Genomic DNA, 20,079 nt, shown 5'->3' on the forward strand with positions numbered 1-20,079 from the left:
TAACTGATTATTTATTACACAGTTTTGAGATTTTTGATAGTAAATGAGCACAATGTTATGTGATATCAATCTGATAATTGGGGTTTAACGCTGAGCGCTCATAGTAAAACCGCTTATTGGTAACATAAATCTGGGCCATACCACGGCGAGGTATTGGTGCAAGTTAGCTGGATTGGCTCAATGCAACTGACGGTGAGCTGTTGGCTATCCCGTCAGATCTGATGGCGGCGGCTCACGCTGGTTAACCGGTATGTTTCTGTCCTGGCGTGAATCTCTCGATTTTGGCGAACTAGCGCTTGGCATTCATGGCGAGTTGTACGACTCGGTTACTCCATTTCGCTTTTTGTTTGGCGGTAGCACCAATCTAATCGGGCAGCACAATTCAATGGGTGATGCCTTTGTAACAGCTTCCTAACGCGTTACCGCTGTGCGGGTGATTTCCCCAACATGATACTGCATTGGTGTTGCTAGCCGTATCGAGCCATTTATGCCGATAATGACAGTGAAGATTTTTATTTAACTATTTGATAAAAATCAAATTATATTGAAATTCATAATATAGAAAGCTGTAAATCCCGCAATGTGTTAAACACCGTTTGAGTAAAAAATCGCGGTTTTTCGCGTAGCAGGGCGCCTTGATGACACAGTAAAACGCCGACGGTCGTCGGCGTTATATCATTCGAGTTCTTGGCGTAGATACTGGAACAGTTCTCGTGCAGATTTTGATTCTGGGGTCTTCTCCAACTCTTTTTTGGTCTGACGCACCAGTTGCCTGAGTTTTTGTCTATCCAGATGCGGTTGTTCGTCCAGCAGTTGCTGAATGGCGTCATCACCTTCAGCCAACAGTTTATCACGCAGTTTTTCAGTGATTTGATCTTGCGCCGCTACTTGGTTGGAGCGGTTCAGTACTTTATCCAGCGCTTGTTTCACGCCGTCCAAGTCAGCATCACGCATCAACCGCCCAATGTATTGCACTTGTCGTCTGTGGGAATCGGTATTGACTTTGATGCGTTTGGCTAAGGCGAGTGCGTCCAGCAGCGTTTCATCCAGCGGGATACGTTCTAGCTGGCTGTTACTCAGTCCCAATAGCTGTTTCCCCAGTTCCTGCGCGGCGGTACTTTCCCGCTTGAGGGCGGATTTACTGACGTAATTTTCATCATCGTCGTAGGGCTGCTTCATCTTTTCGGAGTCATCAACGATTTTCATGGTACTCAACATCTCTATTTGGCTACTGCGGTTAATTGTAACATTGTCGCTAAGGCGCGTCTTGTGGCGGATTTTTACCGCTGCTTGGTCAGTTTGCGCTGCGAATGTTAGCTGTGTTTGTTATGCTAGGCTACATGTCTTCAAAGAAGAGTATCGTTGTGTCTGCACATTTTATCGATGGTGAACTGCAATCCTTGAAAGATGCAGTTGCTATGGCGCTAGAATTTGCCCAAGGGTTGGGCGTGAGTGCCGCTGAGGTGGCGATCAGTAAACAACAGGGATTGAGTGTTTCCTCGCGCTTGCAGGAAGTGGAAACCGTTGAATTTAATAAAGATGGTGCCCTCGGGATTAGCGTGTATCGCGATGGCTGCAAGGGCAACTCTTCGACTTCAGATCTGTCCGCCGCTGCGATTCGTGAAGCAGTGAAAGCCGCTGACAGTATTGCCCGCTATACCAGTGAGGATCCTGCATCTGGTCTGGCAGAAAAGGCGTTGATGGCCACTGAGTTTCCCGATTTACAGTTATATCACCCACGGCATACCACTCCAGATGAACTGGCACAATTGGCAATTGCTGCCGAAGCTGCTGCGCTAGGTCGTGATAAGCGCATTACCAATTCAGACGGCGCCTCCGTCAATGCCCATAATAGTGTGCGGGTTTATGGTAACAGTCATGGCTTTTTGCAAGGGGATTGCAGCAGTCGCTACAGCCTCAGTTGTGTGGTGATCGGCAGTGATGATAACGGTGATATGCAGCGTGATTATGATTACACCGTGGCACGGCAGTTTGATGAGATGTTGGCGGCAGATAAAGTGGGCATCAGTGCTGCTGACAAGACGCTCAGTCGCTTAGGCGGCCGCAAACTGGCGACCGGGAATCTGCCAGTGCTATTTGCTGCCGATGTTGCCACAGGGTTGCTGGGGCATCTGGTGAGCGCCATTAGCGGCTCTACGCTTTACCGTAAATCAAGCTTTCTGTTAGATGCTTTAGGTCAGCCGATTTTTCCTGAGTGGTTTACCATTCACGAACAACCCAAGTTGCTGGGTGGTTTTGCCAGTGCCAATTACGACAGTGAAGGGGTTGCTACCCGCGATCGCTATATTGTTGAGCAAGGTATATTGCAGAGCTATCTACTTACCAGTTACTCGGCCCGCAAGCTGGGCATGCAGAATACCGGTCACGCCGGTGGCATCTATAACTGGACCGTGACTGACAGTGGTAAGAGCTTCCAGGAGTTAGTCCGCAGTATGGATAAAGGATTGATCGTCACAGAAGTGATGGGCCAGGGCGTCAATATGGTCACCGGCGATTATTCCCGTGGGGCTGCGGGTTTCTATGTGGAAAAGGGTGAAATCTGTTACCCGGTTGAAGAGATTACCATTGCTGGCAATCTGCGGGAGATGTTCCGTAACATTCAGGCCGTTGCCAACGACCGAGAACTGCGCTCATCCATCCGTACCGGAGCAATCTTGCTGGACAACATGAAGATTGCGGGCAGTTAACTCTTGAGTGACATTGCAGCAAAAGGCGCCAGTTGGCGCCTTTTTAATAGGGATCTAACTGCTGTGCTCGTGGTAGTAACTGCCGGGTGTAATGTTCTTGGACGAAGCTGAATGGCGTATTGTCACTGCGGTAAATGACCGCTTGATGTTCCATGACAAAAACCGGCAATGAGCCTTCATCTGGCCACAACGGGTTATTGCTGAGACTCCGGCGAAAAAACCGGCCTCTCGGGCGATACTGCCCAAGGCGGTATCTTGTTTTGCCAATGCTTGCTGCATGGCTGGCGTTAGCATATCGGCGCGGAACCAGTGATCAAACACGGCCACGACCTTGCCACTGCACATGAAACGTTGTTTGAGATAACTGAGCGGTGTCTTGGGGGCAATGTTCAGTAACTGATATACCTCGGCTGGCGGAGGTAATTGTCTGCCAGTATCCAAGATAACTTGCCAAGCATCGGCGTTGTTCAATTGCTGGCTGCACCAATGACTTAGCGTTGCCGGGGCATTCTTGCTATGCACTAGGCGCTGATTCAACTGGGTCAGCATCTCGGCCGCCGTCATCAGTGGTGGAATACTCACCGGTACGGCAGATGCGGGTTGGCACCAGTACAGGCTAATAGGGTAAAACAGCAATACGCTCGCGCGCAGTAATCCTTTTATGCTAACGGCCATCAATTGTGAACCTTCAATAGATTGTACTTATTGAGTTTGTATCTTGCAGTTTTGCAGATAAACCCAGCGATCTCTGATGGATCGTTTAATCTGTCGCTTCAATTTAAAACAAGCGGTCAGATAAATACAGTCTGGAATGTACTCAAATAACGAATATTTTTAACATCCAGTAAGACAATCCTTGGTAATAAGGTCGCAGTTGCCACAAAGTGACGGGCTATTTCGGACCGCATGAATGGCTGGCTTTTTATGGCATAAAGGATAAAATTTGCGCGTTATTGAACGTCCAACGTCTATGTTGGTCGAATAACGGGAGTACTTTAGGAGGCTATATGAGTAAAACACCATCAGTACCACAGCCGCACGATTTGGGCCGTGGTGAAATCAAGGATAATGCGCTTAAAGCATTGGTAACCAGTCAGCTGTTTCGCAGCCGCACGGAAAAAACCAAGAAAGGCAAAGGGGCATTCCAACGCAAACAACGTAACCAGAAGGGGCAAGCTTACAAGGGCTTTGCCCCTTCTGATTTATATGGGTTATGTTGCTAAAAGCAAAGGTTATTGCGCTTCAGTCTCATCTGGCATATCGACCAGTTCAGCCCACAGATCATGCTCATCAGAGTGAGTGATCACTGCCCGTACCAAATTACCCGGTTCCAGCTCAGTTTCACCGTTGATAAACACCATGCCATCGATTTCCGGGGCGTCGGCATAACAGCGGCCAATCGCACCTTCTTCGTCTACATCATCAATGAGAATGTCCAGCTCTCGGCCAACCAGACGCGCTAGCCGTTCGGCACTGATCTCTGCCTGGAGTTCCATGAAGCGGGCATAGCGTTCCTCTTTCACCTCTTCGCTGATTAATGCTTCACCCAAATCGTTGGCAACGGCACCTTCCACTTCGGAGTATTTGAAACAACCCACGCGATCCAAACGGGCTTGTTGCAGAAAATCTAGCAACATCTGGAAATCGGCTTCCGTTTCGCCGGGGAAACCGACGATGAAGGTAGAACGGATCACCAGATCTGGACAGATCTCGCGCCATTTGCGGATAGCTTCTAACTGGCGATCGATTCGCCCTGGACGTTTCATCAGCTTGAGAATTCGCGGGCTGGCATGTTGCAGCGGCAGATCTAGATAGGGCAGGATCAACCCCTGTGCCATCAGCGGGATCAGCTCATCTACCCAAGGATAAGGGTAAACATAATGCAAACGGACCCAAGCCCCCATATGCCCAAGTTGTTTTGCCAGTTCTGTGATGTTCTGCTTAACTGGCATGCCGTTCCAGAAACCGGTGCGGCCGGCTTTGTCTTTACCATAGGCCGAGGTGTCCTGGCTCACCACCAAAATCTCTTGCACACCGCTTTCCACCAGACGTTTGGCTTCATCCAGTACACTGCCAATATCACGGCTATCAAGGTCGCCGCGCAGCGATGGGATAATGCAGAAAGTGCAGCGGTTATCGCAGCCTTCAGAAATTTTCAGATAAGCGTAATGCTTGGGCGTCAGTTTTACTCCGGTTTGCGGGATCAGTGAGGTAAACGGATTATGCTCTGGCTTGGGGACGTATTTGTGCACATGATTCAGCACCGCTTCATAGCTATGCGGGCCGGTGATCTCCAATACATCTGGGTGAACTTCGCGGATCTGGTTTTCCTTGGCACCAAGGCAGCCTGTCACCAGCACTTTACCGTTTTCTTCCAGCGCTTCGCGAATGGCATCCAGTGATTCTTCCACCGCTGCATCAATAAAACCGCAAGTGTTTACAATCACCAAGTCGGCGTCATTGTAGGTGTTGGTGACTTCATAACCATCAATGCGTAATTGGGTCAGAATACGTTCTGAGTCCACCAGATTTTTCGGGCAGCCCAAGCTGACAAAACCAATGCGATTAGCGCCAGTTACCGCATCGGATTCGGCGGCTGTCTGGGCGATGGTTTTGGCTGGCGTGTCCAATGTGGTGGTCTGTTTGGGGTCAAAAGTTTCTACAGGGTTTTTCAAGATCCGCGTTCCGCAATACAGTTGATTGGCTACCGGTCTGGCCGGGCAAAAAGTGGCGGCGATTATACCGCAGCCAGCCAAAAGGTACAGCTCAAGTGGTTAAAAAATATGCTGAAGCGTAGCTGAATGATATGCGGATTAAACTTGCCAACGGTGGCGGCTTTGCCTAGCTTAGGCAGCAATGGAAATATTAAAGGAACGCTCTGATGAATAAAGCAATGTTACCCGGGATGATGTTGGCATTGGTGTTACCCATGTTGAGTTTGGCAGACGACGTAGGTGCACAGGAACGGCCATTATTGGAAACCGTTGGTGTGAGCCAGATTGAAACCGATCCTGATCAGGCGCAGGTCACGGTAGAAGTGATCATAAAAGCGGATGATGCCGCAGATGCCAAGAAACAGGCCGATAAAGCCGTAACTGCTTTTATTGAACGGCTGCAACAGGCGGGTGTGAGCAAGGATCACATCAGCAGTGCTAATTTGAATTTACAACCTCAATATGTGTACCCAGAGCATGGCGGCGAGCCCAAGTTATCAGGTTATCGGGCGAGCCGAACTGTAACGCTGGAGCTAGCGCTTGAGCAGTTAAACGCTGTGCTGGATAAAGCCTTACAGGAAGGGATTAACAGCGTGCGGCAGATCAGTTTGAAATCCAGCCATGAAGCCGCTTTGCGTAAACAGGCGCGCGATGCGGCCATTAAAGATGCTAAGCAAAAAGCGCAGGAACTCGCCGCGGGTTTTGGCGCTAAACTAGACGGCGTCTGGTCTATTCGTTATTTCGACCAAACACCTGTGCCTATGCTTAGTGTGAGTCGCAAAGCGATGATGGATAGCGCTGAAAGTCAGAGTTACCAGTATGGCAAGGTGACTTTCAGTGATCGTGTTGAAGTCAGCTATAAACTCAAGGATTAACGTTCTGTTGGGGTTTCGGGCGTTGGCAGTATCAACTGGTAAAAAGCCAGATCCAGCCAATGCCCGAACTTAAATGCCACCTGAGGCAAAGTGCCACTGTGGCTAAAGCCGAGTTTCTCATGTAGGGCAATGCTGGCGGCGTTATCGGCGTCAATAGCGCCCACCATGACATGTAACTGTTGTGCCTGTGCCAGTTCAATTAACTGTCGCATCAGTAGCGTGGCTATGCCTTTGCCATAATGCTCCGGTGCCACATAGACAGAATGTTCCACGGAATATTTGTTGGCAGGATAACCGCGAAATGGCCCATAGCTGGCGAATCCCAACAGTTGCTGCTGCTCATCTACCGCCGCAATTACTGGCCAATTACCCTGTGTTTTAGCGGCAAACCACTGAGCAATGCGCTGTTGATCCCGCGGCTGATATTCATAAAGCGCAGTGGTTTGGGTAATGGCAAAATTGAAGATTTGCTGTATGGCAGCGCCATGAGCTTCATAGCTGCAGCGAATGATTTGCATCCTGTTCTCCAAAGGATGACGCCTAAGGTGCAACATTATGCCACAGGCAAAAACATTGGGCGTAGTGCGCCACTCACTCGGTGGCGGTAATGGTTCCAAGCACCAGATTGCGTCCGAGCCGTTTGGCTTCCAGTAACAACACATCGGCTTTTTCAAAAGCGGAATTAACCGTGTCCTCCGCCGCGATCTCGGTAACCCCAAAACTCCCGGTAATCTGGCTGGTTAGTCCTTCGACACGCAAGTTGGGCAGTGCCAGTCGTAATCTTTCTGCGGTCGTCGTTGCATCTATTTGCCCGCTACCGGGGAGCAGTAACATAAATTCGTCGCCGCCAAAACGCCCCAACATATCGGCTTGCCGTAGTTGTGTGGTGGCCAGTTCTGCCAGTGAAATCAATGCCAAGTCTCCGACAGTATGCCCAAATCTGTCATTGATCTGTTTAAAGAAGTCGATATCGAACACTATGAGTGAAATGGGTTGCTGGTAATAACGGGCACGTTGGATCTCTAACTCTGCCTGAAAAAAGTGTTGCCGTGAATAGGCGCGGGTCAGTGAATCTTTACGGGTCATTTCCCGCAGACGCGAATTACTGGATGCCAGTACTGGGATCAACAGCCCGAAGTAAGTGCTGGCAGCTAGGACGCTTATTGAAAACTGAAAGACTAACGCATCATCGTGTAACGCCAGATATTTAACCAACAACGCGGTGGCAAAGCTCATCAACGCGATACTGATACCACTGCGTAACGGGGTTTCGGTGTAAACAATCCACATTTGCGGAATACACAGGAAAAATATGGCAAAGGCCATCTCTTTGCTCTGTAGACTAGCTGTCAGCAACATCACGACTACCATCAGTAACAAGGTAGTGGCGAGTTTTAATAAAAATTCCCAGCCAGAACCGGGCAATTGTCGTAGCCCCAGTTCACTGACCCAGACGCCATAACGCGGGTAAATCCGGCGTAGCACACCAATCAATAGTGGCGTCAATACCAAAATTCCCAGCAGATCACCCACCCATAACGGTAACCACAACTGATGACCACTTGGCGAATCTGGTAGCATGCCGCTGATAATCAGTGCTGTTTGAGTCAGATAACCCGCCAGCAATGCCGAGGCGGGGCCGATAATTGTGAAGGCTAATAATAACGAGGGTAACTGGTGCGCATCGCGGCGGCTTATCAGGAGTTTCAGCAGGCTGGCACCGATGGCGTAAGCCGAAATATGGGCAAGGGTGAACAAGGCGCCGGTTTCTAGCAACTGTTGCCAAGGGAGTTGGGTGCCATAAGTGGCATCCTCCCAAAACGTTGCCGCCATGCAGCAAAAGGCGATGGCTGGAATGGCACGCAGCCCGAGTAATAAAATGGCGGAAAATGTCAGCCCCGCGGGTGGAAACCAGATACTGGCATGCGGTGCATACTCCATGATTGAAGCGACTTTCCATAACAACATCCATATTATTATCAGTAGCAAATCACTTAATACTGGCATACTGATAAGGGTCGAGTAGCTCCATAGTTTTCTTTGCGGCGACTCGTAATCCGCTTTGGTTTGTGGATGCGGCAAATTAGTACTCGGCTGCTCACTGGTTGGACATAAGGACAATAGTTAGAGTTTATATGCAGATGGTCACTTTTTGCTATTGATAACAAAATTTTAACCAAAATAACGATGCAATATTTGTCGTGCGAGCTGCTCAACGCATTGCCGTTGGGTAATCTGCGGCAACTAAGATAAGACTGTGGCATGCTGCAGTCTGTTGCTTAACGCTATTTTGTTGCCATGACGGAGGCGGTTGTATATGGAGTTGGACATCTATCAGGTGGATGCCTTCAGCGGACAGGCTTTTAGTGGTAATCCGGCAGGCGTTTGTATTACCCGTGAACCGCTGGATGTTGGCTTGATGCAGGCCATTGCCGCCGAGATGGCCGTATCTGAAACTGCGTTCCTTAGTCTAAATGACTGGCGTTTGCGCTGGTTTACGCCAAATGTTGAAGTGGCCTTGTGTGGTCATGGCACGCTGGCCACTGCGCATGTTTTACGGCAACTGGAACTGTTGGGAAATGGCAGGAGTGTCGTTTTTCATACATTATCTGGGCCGCTAGTTGTTTCCTGCGAAGGCTCAATGCTGACCATGGATTTTCCACAGGCTACTCTGGATTATCAGGTGCCAGTAACCGATGCCTTATTGTCTGCCCTGGCATTGACTCGGGCGGATGTTATTGCCAGTGCCACATTTGACACTAAGTTGTTGCTGGAACTGGCTGGCGAGGCAAAACTGCTGGCACTTAAGCCTGATTTTTCGGCATTACGTCGCTTACCTGGTCGCGGGGTCGTGCTTACCGCGCTGGCCGCAACACGGCCAGAAGATGTGGTAAGCCGTTACTTTGCTCCTTGGGTTGGTGTTGATGAGGATCCCGTCACCGGTTCTGCGCATTGTGCTCTGGCGGTTTATTGGGGTAAAAAGCTGGGGCGTCAGGTGCTGACTGGGTATCAGGCATCCGCCCGTGGCGGTACTGTATTCATGCAATTACAGGATGCTGGCCGGGTGTGGCTACGCGGTGAAGCGGTCACTGTGCTACGAGGCACATTGCAGGTGTAATGCTGCTAATAATGACGACCCGCCACAGACAGCGGGTCGTCATAACGCATTAATTTACCTTGAAGCGTTGCAGCAGTTGCTTCAACTGTGTGGCCTCTTGCAATAGTTCTGCGGCGGCATTTTTACAGTCGCGGGCATTTTCACTATTACGCTGCGTGACACCATCAACCTGATTAAGTCCAGTGGTGGTTTCGTTGATGCCTTGCACTTGTTCTTCAGAGGCGATAGCGATACTGGCAACCAACTCTGATACTTCACCAGTGCTGCGGCGGATCTGCTCCAAGGCATCGGCGGTGCGCCGGGAGATCTCAATACCGGACTGGGTATTGGCAGAGCTCTCATCTATCAGTTTGGCGGCATCGCTGGCAGCATCGGCACTGCGTTGTGCTAGCTGTCTCACTTCATCGGCAACCACGGCAAAGCCTCTGCCTGCATCGCCCGCTCGGGCCGCCTCAATGGCAGCATTTAATGCCAACAGATTCGTCTGCGAGGTGATTTCATCAATGGCGTTAATGATTTGGTGGATACGCTCGCCGGAAGCGTGGATAGCTTCCATCGCCGCCACCATTTCTCCCATATGTTCACTGCCTTTCTCGGCAGAAGTTGTGGATTCCCGCGAGAAACGATTGGCTTTGCTGGCATTGTCAGCGTTAGCGTTGGTTTGACTGGAGATCTCCACCATCGCCGCGCCCATCTGCGTTATGGAGGAGGCAGATTGCATGGCACCATCGGATAGCACTTCACTGAGATGCGATACCTGGCTGGAGCTGGTTCCTATGCTGTCAGCACTGCGCTGGATTTGGCTCACTAGTTGACTCAGATGACCAACCATCTCTTGCAGTGCCAACCCTAGTTGATCGCGATCTGACGCTAACGTTACATCAACAGTGAGATCGCCTTCGCTGATCTTTTTAGCCAGAACCGCCCGTTGCCGCAAACTGCCACACATCTGATTCAGTGCACTGGCGAGCCGACCCACTTCATCCTCTGATTTGTGTGTCATCTGCTGCGAGAAGTCACCATCTTTGATGGTCAAGGCTAATTCTGCTGCGCGGCGGATGGGGCGAGCTATGTTACCTGCGGCAACCCATAAGGCAGCTAGCGCCAACAAGGTCACCACAATGCCGACCACGAATTGCCAGGTACTGCTACTACTGCTGTTGTTACTGAGTTCATCGGTCAGCGCAATCGCCTCGGCTAGCACATTGGCTTTGGGAACAGAGATTTGGATTGCCCAAGGTTTACCCGTATTGCCCATAACAATGGGCGCAATCACGCTCATATTGTCGGCATCTTCCCACACTCGGGATTGCCCTTGCTGCACTTGTTTAATCAAGGTGTCCGCTTTATCTGCCGCCAGAAACTTGCTCAGTGGCTGGCCGATATCATCGGCATGACTACTGCTGGCCACTAACAGCCCCTGATAGCTGATAATCGAAACATCTGCCGCACCGCTATACAGCTCTTGTTGCAGCTTTTTCGTCAACGTCTGGACAAATGTCAGGTCATAGTCGACGCCAACTACACCGTAAAATTTGCCGTTGGTAACAATCGGTGACGAGATAGTCGCCAGCCACACCTGTTTCCCTTGTACAACATAAGGAATGGGGTCTAGCACATTGGGTTGCAGTGATGTCCTTGGTTTACTGTACCAGCCACCTTTTAGTACACCGTTGGGATGGCGGCTGTCAGAGTCATATTCCACTAACGGTTGTACGGCAATATTGCCTTGGGCATTGCGGGTCCAATAAGGGGTAAATCGACCGGTTTGTGGATTATTGCCATCACCACCGCCCACAAATGCCTGATCATTGTTATCTAAACCATCCGGTTCCCAACAGCTGTAGGTACCATTAAGATTTTTATTCTTGGTGAGCACATTCCGCAGAATGTCATTGACGCTTTGACGGCTGAGTTTGACAGTCCCCGAGTTTGCATGAACTAATTCAAAGCTACTGGCAAGTGTGCCAGAGATATCCAGAGCATGTTCAAATTCGGTAGCAATACTACCAGCACGTTCTTCAGCAAGTGTTTGTAGACTGTCACTGGCTTGTTTCTGTACCAACGACCCAACACGGTTAGATACCAGAGACTCGGTATTCTTAGCCGAGAAGAGTGCGTAGCCAATTAACACGATAGCTGAACCCAAAAGGCATATCCCTGCCACAGTTGCAATTTTTCCCTGAATGGAAGCAATTTTCATCTAGTTGTACCTTTGGGAGTTATGTCGGGAGTCGCATTGGATGCGACTCCTTAAAGTGTGGTTCACCTTTACAAATTTGCCAGATTTTTTATCGGGTTAACAACTCAACTTTAGGATTTAATTTTCAGTAAATCGCTGTGGTATTGCATCGCAGCGTTGGGGTTTTCTTTGCCTGATACCATATTAGTGCTTAGAGCTAACTCACACTTTTGGTATAGTGCAGCCATCGGTTTTTGAACGGAATTTATCTATGATTGCCGCTTTTGATGTCGATGCCCAACGCACCTTTACACCTTTGTGTCCCAATGAGCTGCCTGTCGCAGGTGGGGATGAAATTGCCGCTGAGTTAAACGCACAGGCGCAGTTGGCGCAGTTGCGGATAGCGTCTAAAGACGCCCATTCTCCAGCGGCTAAATGGGTGGTCGCCAGTCACGCTAACATGCTACAGCCGTTGGATTATCCAGATGCAGATCTTACGTGGGTGCGACATGCCGAGGCGGGTACCGCCGGGTTTGAACTGATCCCCGGACTCCCTGAAGCATCGGCGTACGATTTTCTGGTATACAAAGGCGTGGAAACCGCCATGCATCCATACGGTGCTTGTTACCACGATTTGGCCAACCGTATTTCTACCGGCGTGATTGAATGGTTGAAATATCATGATGTGGACACCGTTCTGGTTGGCGGTCTAGCGTTGGATTTCTGTGTTAAGACCACCGCCTTACAACTGGCAGCAGCAGGTTTTAAGGTTTATCTGAATCTGGCGGCATGTCGGGCGATCAGTGAAACTGGCGCTGTTGCCGCATGTGATGAGATGCGTCAGGCCGGGATTTTGCTGGTAAAAGACAGCCAGGCATTGGCGGCGTCACTGCAAGGGAGCAATTGATTATGTTTGGAGAACCGGCGATCCAGAGTTTACTGGATACCGACTTTTATAAACTCACGATGCAGCAGGCTTATTTGCATCAACAGCCCGCTACCCAGTCCCGCTGGACGTTTCGTTGTCGCAGTAATGAGGACTTGAGTGCATACGTAACACCGCTGCAGGAAGCCTTTGAACAACTGGCAGAATGCAGTGCCTCAGAAGAACAATTGGCACATCTTGGCAATTATCCTTTCCTGAAAGCTGATTATCTGGAATTTTTGCGGTTGTACCGTTTTAATCCCAAGTTCCTCAAAGTCAATGCCATCGATGGCCAGTTGGTGATTGAAGCGCATGGGCCGCTGATGCATGTGTCGCCCATGGAGATCCCAGTGCTGGCACTGGTCTCTGAGATCCGTAACCGCACCCGCTATCCAGAAGTGGACTGTGAGGTGATTGCTGCCGCGACCAGTAAAAAGATTGCCATGCTGGAGCGCCTCGGGGATGAAGTGGATCTTAGCGATTTTTTATTCACAGATTTTGGAACTCGCCGCCGCTTTAGTTTCCGGGCACAAAAGCAGATCCTCACCCAGTTACAGCAACAGTTACCCGATAACTTTGTCGGTACTTCTAATCCGCATTTGGCGCTGGAGCTGAATCTACGCTGCCAGGGCACTATGGCCCATGAATGGCTGCAAAGCCATCAGGCGATGAACTATCGGCTGGTGGATAGCCAGAAAATGGCGTTGGAAAACTGGGTGAAGGAGTATCGTGGCGATTTGGGCGTGGCACTGACCGATGTCATCGGGGTGGATGCTTTTTGTCGCGACCTCGACCGTTATCTTGCAAAACTGTATGACGGTTTCCGCCATGACAGCGGTGATCCTATCATCTGGGGCGAGAAAATCATCCAGCGACTGGAAGCACTCGATGTGGATCCACAGTACAAGCGATTAGTTTTTTCTGACGCACTAGACTTTGAGCGAGCCGTAAAAATCTACCGCCATTTCCGTGGGCGTATCAATACCTCGTTTGGCATTGGTACTTGGCTGATGGGCGATATGTTTGTCAACGAGCCGATCAATATTGTAATGAAACTGACCCAACTCAATGGCCAACCTGTGGCGAAAATCTCGGATACGCCTGGGAAAACCATGTGTGACAACGAGAATTTCCTGCGTTATCTGATGCAGGTTTTCAAAGTGGACGAAGTCTCGCAAGCCAAAGTGTTAGCACAGTTTTTTGAGCAGGATAAGCTGATAGACGATCGTGACCCTGTGTACACCGGCAGTAAAAGTAGCTAAGAAAGTCGCTAAATATGTCACCAGCCCGCATCTGCGGGCTGTTTTAAGGTTCTGGCAGAAAGTTATTTGATAAAAGCGAAGGCATCACCATACAGGTGAGCTTCATCTACGCCCATCTCACGGAACATCTCGCGGGCGGCACCTACCATTGGGAAACGGCCAGCGATGTAGATGTCGTACCCCACCAAACTAACAAAGTCCTGGCGTATCTGCGCCAACAACAGGTTGGTTTTACCTGACCAGTTGGCCGTTGCTTGCTCGACAACTGGCACGAAGTGTAGCCAAGGATGCTGTTGTTGCCATTCCTGGGCGATACTCTGGTAATACATGGCTGCTGGTGTACGGCAACCCCAATAGAAGGTGGTTTCTAACTGTTGTCCCAGCGCGATTTGCTGCTCGATAATGCTCTTGATATAGGAAAAGCCAGTGCCGCCAGCAATCAACAGTCGCGGTCGGTTGCTTTGATGGCGCAAAAGGCTTCACCCGCAGGGGCTTCAATTTCGATAGTCTCATGGTTTTGCAGTCGTTCAACGACTTGCATCGGGTAACTCTCGCTGACGGCGGCGCCAATGTGTAGCTCCAGCAGTTCACTGCCGGGCGCTGAAGCGATAGAGAATGGCCGTTTATCTTTGTCGCCCATTACAATACTCAGATACTGGCCTGCGGCGAAGGTCAGCGGGGTTTGTGGACGCAGCAGCACTTGATACACGGCGTCATTAAAGGGCGTCACTTTTTCAACTTTGCAGCGAATGCTGTTCATCGGTTTACCTTTATCTGCCGGACTTTGCCGGTTTGTCACAGTTACAGCGTGGGTGCATCATCAATGCCCAACTGCTCCCAAATTTGGTCAATTTTCTGTTTTACTGCCGCATCCATTTGGATAGGCGTGCCCCATTCACGTTGGGTTTCGCCCGGCCACTTGTTAGTGGCATCCAACCCCATCTTGGAGCCGAGTCCGGAAACTGGAGAAGCGAAGTCCAGATAATCAATCGGGGTGTTATCAACCAGTACGGTATCGCGGATAGGATCCATGCGGGTAGTGATGGCCCAGATCACATCTTTCCAGTCGCGGCAGTTAATGTCATCGTCTACCACCACAATAAATTTGGTATACATAAACTGGCGCAGGAACGACCAAGCGCCCATCATCACCCGTTTGGCGTGCCCTGGATATTGCTTGCGCATGGAGATCACCGCCATGCGATAGGAACAACCTTCTGGCGGTAGATAAAAATCGACAATCTCCGGATATTGTTTGCGCAGGATGGGCACAAACACTTCATTTAATGCCAGCCCCAACATTGCCGGTTCATCGGGTGGCCGGCCAGTATAAGTGCTGTGATAAATGGGGTCACGGCGATGAGTAATATGGGTCACGGTAAATACCGGGAAGGTATCGGTTTCGTTGTAGTAACCAGTGTGATCGCCATAAGGGCCTTCAACCGCAGTTTCCTGCGGATCAATATAACCTTCCAGTATGATTTCGCTGGTGGCTGGCACTTCCAGATCGCAACTCAGCGCTTTGGTCACTTCAGTGCGCTCGCCCCGTAGCAAACCCGCAAATGCGTACTCGCTCATGGTGTCTGGTACTGGGGTCACCGCGCCCAGAATGGTCACGGGATCGGCACCTAATGCCACCACCACCGGATATTTTTCTCCGGGGAATTTTTCGGTGAAATCTTTAAAATCCAGCGCGCCACCGCGGTGTGACAACCAGCGCATGATCAGCTTATTCTTGCCCAGCAACTGTTGACGGTAGATGCCGATATTCTGCCGTTTCTGCCGCGGACCTTTGGTGATGGTTAATCCCCAAGTCACTAACGGTGCCGCATCTCCAGGCCAACAGTGCTGTATTGGCAGTTGCGTCAGATCGACCTGATCGCCACTCAGCACCACTTCCTGACAAGGCGCTTTGCGTACCGATTTGGGCGGCATGTTCAATGCTTGTTTGAACAGTGGCAGTTTTTCCAGTGCATCACGAAAACCACGTGGAGGTTCCGGCTCTTTTAAAAAGCCTAAGAGTTCTCCCACTTCCCGCAATGCCAGCGGATCTTCTTTTCCCAATGCCATTGCCACCCGTCTTGGTGTGCCAAACAGGTTCAGCAATACCGGCATGGATTTACCCACGGGGTTTTCAAATAGCAGTGCTGGCCCACCGCGGCGCAATACTCGGTCAGCGATCTCGGTCATTTCAAGATGTGGATCAACCGGATGGCTGATGCGTTTCAGTTCACCTTGCTGTTCAAGATGATCGAGAAAACTGCGTAAATCCTTAAAACTCATATGGAATTAGGCCCAGCACGCAAAAATGTGATGGCGCGCACTATAGCATTTTTCTGCTGGCGAGGTAACTGCTAAGGCGAAAAGCGATGGGCAATGGGGGATTGACGGGTGCATAACCATCATGACTGGAGTAGCATGTTATTTAAGCATTAGCGGTGATAGGAGAAGGTTATGTCAGCAATTCATTCGGCTAAATATCGCATCGGTCTGTTGCTGTGTGTTGCCTTAGCTGCCAGCTTTAGTTTGCCGGCCAGTGCCGGACATCGGCCGCACCCGCCCCGTTACCATCATTATCATCACAATCATCATTACAATAACTGGGGCTGGAATCTTGGGCTGAGCGCTTTATGGTTGAGTCCTTGGGTTTGGGACAACTACAGTTGGCAACAGCCCCGTTATATGGCGCCAGCAGCGCAACCGCTACGTCCTGCTTCGCCATCGGTCGCTACCACAGTAACAACTGTGCCGACGCAGGTAACAACTGGCTATCGGGTGGTGAATGTCGGCCCTCAAGGTCGTAGTGAGCTACCCGCGAATGCCAAAGTCATTCAGCAAGATGGTCGCACACTTTACCAATGGCAGGGACAGCTCTATCGGTTTGACTGGAATATCCAGCAGTATGTGCCTGTCGGCGATGCCTCAGCATCTGAGTGATATTAAGGCGGCGATGTTAAATATCGCCGCAATATTATTGCTGCAAATGTTTAATCGCGGCCGCGAGAGCAAAACTGTAGCCTTGGGCACCCAAACCGACAATCACGCCTTTGGCCTTATCTGAGAGATAAGAGTGATGGCGGAAGGGTTCGCGGGCGTGGATATTGGACAGATGGATCTCAATAAAAGGTAAATCTACGCCCAGCAATGCGTCTCGTAATGCCACGCTGGTATGGGTAAAACCGCCGGGATTAATGACCACAAACGCCGCATCGGTGGCATGAATTGCATCGATCAGTTGAAACTCAGCATTAGACTGCAGATGTTCCAGCGTAAACCCGGCATCTGATGCCTGCTGCATCAAGTCGGTGACAATATCGTTTAATGTCTGATGCCCGTAGATTTCCGGTTCCCGCCGCCCCAGCAGATTCAGATTGGGGCCGTTGAGCAGCAGTATTTTGGCTTTATCTCTCATGCGATGTCCTTGGCAATGGCAATGTCGCCAGTGGTTGATTTCAGCAAATCCCAGGTGATTTGTCGACTCCCACTGCGGTTATGTGGCGATCTTCTGTTGCCGCATGGATTTGATGGCACCACGTTTCTTTTTGCTATCGACGCGTTTTATCTGGCTGGAACGGGTCGCTTTGGTGGCAATGCGCTTTTTTTGCACGCGAGTGACACTCAGGATCAGCTCACAAAACTGCGCCAATGCTTGCTGACGGTTGTCATCTTGACTACGGCTTTGCTGGCACTTGATGATGATTTTGCCACTGGCACTGATACGGTGATCGCTCAGCTGTAACAGTTTTTGCTGATAAACTTCTGGCAACGATGAGGCGCGGATATCAAAGATCAGTTGTGCCGCGGTGGAAACTTTATTGATGTGTTGACCACCGGCACCACTGGCGCGGATAAACTGCCAGTCTAATTCCTGTTCAGGGAGTTGTACCCGATTGGAAATTTTAATCATCGTCCCGTTCAGTGCAAAAAAGTGGTGAGTAAGCTGTGGGGCAGTTTATCACTAATGGTGCGATGATGCAGATCGCAACCCCCAGCCGTGACTGTTATGATGCCCAGAGTCTTTGCTGCAGGAGCGCATATGCTGTGTCAAATCCCGGAAATTACCAAGGGCGTGATCAGTTTGTTTGTCAGCGGTCGTTTAACGGCACTGGACTATCGCACCAAGCTACAACCTGCCATCAAAAGTGCTCGCGACAACTGGGGCCAAGTGTGCCTGTATATTGAAGCCGATGTGCTGCTGGAAGGCTGGGAAACTAAGTCGTTGTCGGGTATCGGCGAAGTGCAGTTACCCAGATTTGATGCGCTGGTACTGGTTGGTGGCCCCGATTGGGTGGGCAATGCGGTGCGATTGCTTGGACCTTTTGTTGCCGGCGAGATTGCCTGGTATCCGTTGGAGCGTAAAACCGAGGCTATTCAATGGATCCACAAACGTTCGCAAGTGGTTGCGCGCGGATAAGTAGTGTGGAAATATGGCGGGCTCTGGTAAGCTAGCACCAGGATAACTGTTCAAAACAAGGAAATATTATGTCCAAATTAACCATTGTTACTTTGTCTTTGCTGTTAGTAAGCCTGCTCAGTGCTTGTGCGCCAGAAGTCGGCAGTGAAGCCTGGTGCAAACAGATGAAGGAAAAGCCCTCTGGTGACTGGACGGCTAATGAAGCCAAAGATTACGCCAAACACTGCGTATTCAAATAAGTTTTATCCTCTATGATAGTTACCGGCCGTTGGCTTTCCTGGTGTTTGGCATTACTGCTGATGCTGCAATTTGCAGTATCAGACATTGGTACTCACCAGTTGCATGCCGGTAACAGCTACGAAGAAACACTGCAACATAGCCATTTACAGATTACCCAGCCAATTGTCGCCGTGGCCGATTGTGAACGTCATGATGGTGAACCGCTGGCGGCTGAACCATCGGCGATGCATCATCTGCCACATCAGGAGCTGCAACAGGTAGATCTGTGTCTGGACTGCCCCTGTCACGGTGGTCATATCTCACTGCCTATACAGCCCTTGTTCGCTCATGCCTTGCTGGTTTCCCACTCACTCAGCGCAGCAATGGCCTCCTATCTGCCAGTCGCTTCTGAACCTGCTTACCGCCCTCCGATTGCTGTAATTGTCTGAACCATTTTGTCTTGGGTTAACGTCCATGTCGGACGTGGACGCGTCAGATTAATTGCAGAACAACTGCATCATCAGCAGGCATTTCCTGTGAGCGCAGTTGCAGGAGTATTTCGTGATCCTTTCAAAAATTTCAACCAAGTATCAGGTGATAGTGCTGGTTATTGGGTGGCTACATTTTGCCGCTAAAGCCGATGACCACAGCGATGAACATGCACCACCATTATTAACGCTGAGTGCAGAACAGCAGCAGTTGGCGGGTATTCAGGTGGCTCCCGCCAACAGTGGTTTTAGCCCGCAGCTGGTGGCCAATGCTGTGTTACAGGTTGACCGTGAGCGCACTTTCACCTTAACACCGCAACTGGATGTGATAGTGAAACAGCGTCATGTCGTGCCTGGGCAACAGGTGGTTATCGGCCAGCCATTATTGACGCTGAGCGGCGTTGAGGTGGCCAAGGCGCAGGCCGATTTCATCAATGCCGCCAGTAACTGGCAGCGCATCAGTGCTATGAGTGCTACGGCGATCAGCGATAGTGAGCGGCAGCGGCGCTGGTGGCTAAGGAACAGTGCCGCGCGGTACTGCAAGCGTTGCAGATGACAACCGCACAGATAGCTGCGCTGAAGGCTGATCCGACACTCATCGGCAGTTATCAACTGTTGGCACCTATCAACGGGCGGGTACAACAGGACAACACCCGTTTAGGCGAACTGCAAGAAGCCGGTAGCGTCTTGTTGCAACTTACGGATGAATCCTCTTTGTGGGTGGTGGCAGAGATGACTCCACAGCAGTCGGCACAACTGACGCAGGCTAATGAACTGCTGGTGAGCGTCGGTGCCACTATGGCTCGCGCCAGTATCATAGGTCGGGCACACGAGCTTTCTAGCAGTACCCGCACCGAAAGGCTGATTGCGCAACTCGATAACCGCCAGACTTATTGGCATGCCGGCCAGTTTGCCGAGGTCTTTCTGCCACAGCCAGAACAACCCGGAGTGTTATTACCCGATGCGGCGCTGAGTCGCAGCGAAGACGGTGATTGGCAGGTGTTTGTCGAAACGGCCGCAGGATTCAGGGCACAGGAAGTACAGGTACAACAGCAGCAGCGTGGGATGAATCTGGTGACGGGGATCGCGCCCGGTACGCCAGTCGTAATTGCTGGCGCATTCTTCCTGGCATCAGAACTGGCAAAGTCCGGTTTTGACGTGCACAACCACTGAG

Annotated in this window: 21 protein-coding genes and 1 pseudogene; 12 read left to right on the top strand and 10 right to left on the bottom strand. The window is 50.5% G+C overall.

Translation table 11 applies throughout. The annotated features are described in order from the left end of the window. Positions 1-675: 675 nt before the first annotated feature. Complete coding sequence (yjgA, locus tag KHX94_RS11250; protein WP_213683418.1) at positions 676-1,206, bottom strand: ribosome biogenesis factor YjgA; 531 nt, start codon at positions 1,204-1,206, stop codon at positions 676-678. Positions 1,207-1,364: 158 nt separating this feature from the next. On the opposite strand from yjgA, the gene pmbA reads away from it, so the two are divergent. Next, positions 1,365-2,708 carry a metalloprotease PmbA gene (pmbA, locus tag KHX94_RS11255; protein ID WP_213680708.1) on the top strand — a complete coding sequence of 448 codons (1,344 nt, stop codon included), beginning with the start codon at positions 1,365-1,367 and terminating at the stop codon, positions 2,706-2,708. Between the two features lie 54 nt (positions 2,709-2,762). Here pmbA and KHX94_RS11260 read toward each other — a convergent pair whose 3' ends face one another. Continuing rightward, positions 2,763-3,383: a hypothetical protein gene (locus KHX94_RS11260; protein ID WP_213680709.1), complete on the bottom strand. Its 621-nt coding sequence runs from the start codon at positions 3,381-3,383 to the stop codon at positions 2,763-2,765. A gap of 332 nt (positions 3,384-3,715) precedes the next feature. Here KHX94_RS11260 and KHX94_RS11265 point away from each other — a divergent pair, with 332 nt between their 5' ends. Further along, on the top strand, positions 3,716-3,931 hold the full coding sequence (locus KHX94_RS11265; RefSeq protein ID WP_213680710.1) for a ribosome alternative rescue factor ArfA: 216 nt from the start codon (positions 3,716-3,718) through the stop codon (positions 3,929-3,931). A gap of 9 nt (positions 3,932-3,940) precedes the next feature. Here the strand turns inward: KHX94_RS11265 and rimO are convergent, their stop codons facing one another. Then, the gene (gene rimO, locus KHX94_RS11270) at positions 3,941-5,383 is read right to left on the bottom strand and encodes a 30S ribosomal protein S12 methylthiotransferase RimO (protein WP_213680711.1); all 1,443 of its coding nucleotides are present in this window, start codon (positions 5,381-5,383) and stop codon (positions 3,941-3,943) included. A 206-nt stretch (positions 5,384-5,589) separates the two neighbouring features. Here rimO and KHX94_RS11275 point away from each other — a divergent pair, with 206 nt between their 5' ends. After that, positions 5,590-6,297, top strand: a complete 708-nt coding sequence (locus KHX94_RS11275; protein ID WP_213680712.1) for an oxidative stress defense protein — start codon at positions 5,590-5,592, stop codon at positions 6,295-6,297. Here the strand turns inward: KHX94_RS11275 and KHX94_RS11280 are convergent. Continuing rightward, entirely contained in the window at positions 6,294-6,815 is a 522-nt protein-coding gene (locus KHX94_RS11280) for a GNAT family N-acetyltransferase (RefSeq protein WP_213680713.1), read from the bottom strand. The two genes, KHX94_RS11275 and KHX94_RS11280, sit on opposite strands and share 4 nt — an antisense overlap. 73 nt (positions 6,816-6,888) lie before the next feature. Then, positions 6,889-8,304 carry a GGDEF domain-containing protein gene (locus KHX94_RS11285; protein WP_280529654.1) on the bottom strand — a complete coding sequence of 472 codons (1,416 nt, stop codon included), beginning with the start codon at positions 8,302-8,304 and terminating at the stop codon, positions 6,889-6,891. Positions 8,305-8,614: 310 nt separating this feature from the next. Here KHX94_RS11285 and KHX94_RS11290 point away from each other — a divergent pair, with 310 nt between their 5' ends. Then, the gene (locus tag KHX94_RS11290; RefSeq protein WP_213680715.1) at positions 8,615-9,415 is read left to right on the top strand and encodes a PhzF family phenazine biosynthesis protein; all 801 of its coding nucleotides are present in this window, start codon (positions 8,615-8,617) and stop codon (positions 9,413-9,415) included. A gap of 49 nt (positions 9,416-9,464) precedes the next feature. Here the strand turns inward: KHX94_RS11290 and KHX94_RS11295 are convergent, their stop codons facing one another. After that, entirely contained in the window at positions 9,465-11,618 is a 2,154-nt protein-coding gene (locus tag KHX94_RS11295; RefSeq protein WP_213680716.1) for a methyl-accepting chemotaxis protein, read from the bottom strand. A 250-nt stretch (positions 11,619-11,868) separates the two neighbouring features. On the opposite strand from KHX94_RS11295, the gene KHX94_RS11300 reads away from it, so the two are divergent. Beyond that, complete coding sequence (locus KHX94_RS11300; protein ID WP_213680717.1) at positions 11,869-12,504, top strand: isochorismatase family protein; 636 nt, start codon at positions 11,869-11,871, stop codon at positions 12,502-12,504. A 2-nt stretch (positions 12,505-12,506) separates the two neighbouring features. Further along, positions 12,507-13,784: a nicotinate phosphoribosyltransferase gene (gene pncB, locus KHX94_RS11305; RefSeq protein ID WP_213680718.1), complete on the top strand. Its 1,278-nt coding sequence runs from the start codon at positions 12,507-12,509 to the stop codon at positions 13,782-13,784. Positions 13,785-13,846: 62 nt separating this feature from the next. Here the strand turns inward: pncB and fre are convergent. Both fre and ubiD read right to left on the bottom strand, forming a co-directional pair. Then, positions 13,847-14,544, bottom strand: a pseudogene (fre, locus tag KHX94_RS11310) (NAD(P)H-flavin reductase). A gap of 41 nt (positions 14,545-14,585) precedes the next feature. Then, on the bottom strand, positions 14,586-16,067 hold the full coding sequence (gene ubiD / locus KHX94_RS11315; RefSeq protein WP_213680719.1) for a 4-hydroxy-3-polyprenylbenzoate decarboxylase: 1,482 nt from the start codon (positions 16,065-16,067) through the stop codon (positions 14,586-14,588). A 171-nt stretch (positions 16,068-16,238) separates the two neighbouring features. Between ubiD and KHX94_RS11320 the strand changes: the two genes are divergently transcribed. Continuing rightward, a complete protein-coding gene (locus KHX94_RS11320) occupies positions 16,239-16,721 on the top strand; it encodes a hypothetical protein (protein ID WP_213683533.1) in 483 nt (160 codons plus the stop codon). 34 nt (positions 16,722-16,755) lie between these two features. Here KHX94_RS11320 and aroQ read toward each other — a convergent pair whose 3' ends face one another. Beyond that, the gene (gene aroQ, locus KHX94_RS11325) at positions 16,756-17,196 is read right to left on the bottom strand and encodes a type II 3-dehydroquinate dehydratase (RefSeq protein WP_213680720.1); all 441 of its coding nucleotides are present in this window, start codon (positions 17,194-17,196) and stop codon (positions 16,756-16,758) included. 78 nt (positions 17,197-17,274) lie between these two features. After that, positions 17,275-17,691 (bottom strand): alternative ribosome rescue aminoacyl-tRNA hydrolase ArfB, encoded by a 417-nt coding sequence (gene arfB / locus KHX94_RS11330; protein WP_213680721.1) that lies wholly within the window; start codon positions 17,689-17,691, stop codon positions 17,275-17,277. 129 nt (positions 17,692-17,820) lie between these two features. Here arfB and KHX94_RS11335 point away from each other — a divergent pair, with 129 nt between their 5' ends. The 5 genes from KHX94_RS11335 (at position 17,821) to KHX94_RS11355 (ending at position 20,078) form a co-directional block, all read left to right on the top strand. Continuing rightward, complete coding sequence (locus KHX94_RS11335) at positions 17,821-18,198, top strand: SpoIIAA family protein (protein ID WP_213680722.1); 378 nt, start codon at positions 17,821-17,823, stop codon at positions 18,196-18,198. Positions 18,199-18,266: 68 nt separating this feature from the next. Then, positions 18,267-18,437, top strand: a complete 171-nt coding sequence (locus tag KHX94_RS11340) for a DUF3012 domain-containing protein (RefSeq protein WP_213680723.1) — start codon at positions 18,267-18,269, stop codon at positions 18,435-18,437. A 12-nt stretch (positions 18,438-18,449) separates the two neighbouring features. Next, positions 18,450-18,866, top strand: coding sequence for a hypothetical protein (locus tag KHX94_RS11345; protein ID WP_213680724.1), 417 nt, complete (start codon positions 18,450-18,452; stop codon positions 18,864-18,866). Between the two features lie 112 nt (positions 18,867-18,978). Then, a complete protein-coding gene (locus tag KHX94_RS21120; protein WP_213680725.1) occupies positions 18,979-19,461 on the top strand; it encodes an efflux RND transporter periplasmic adaptor subunit in 483 nt (160 codons plus the stop codon). After that, the gene (locus KHX94_RS11355) at positions 19,416-20,078 is read left to right on the top strand and encodes an efflux RND transporter periplasmic adaptor subunit (RefSeq protein ID WP_213680726.1); all 663 of its coding nucleotides are present in this window, start codon (positions 19,416-19,418) and stop codon (positions 20,076-20,078) included. Before KHX94_RS21120 ends, KHX94_RS11355 begins: the two co-directional genes overlap by 46 nt. The last annotated feature ends 1 nt before the right edge of the window (position 20,079 follow it).

This window comes from Shewanella dokdonensis (assembly GCF_018394335.1).
Classification (GTDB): Bacteria; Pseudomonadota; Gammaproteobacteria; order Enterobacterales; family Shewanellaceae; genus Shewanella; species Shewanella dokdonensis.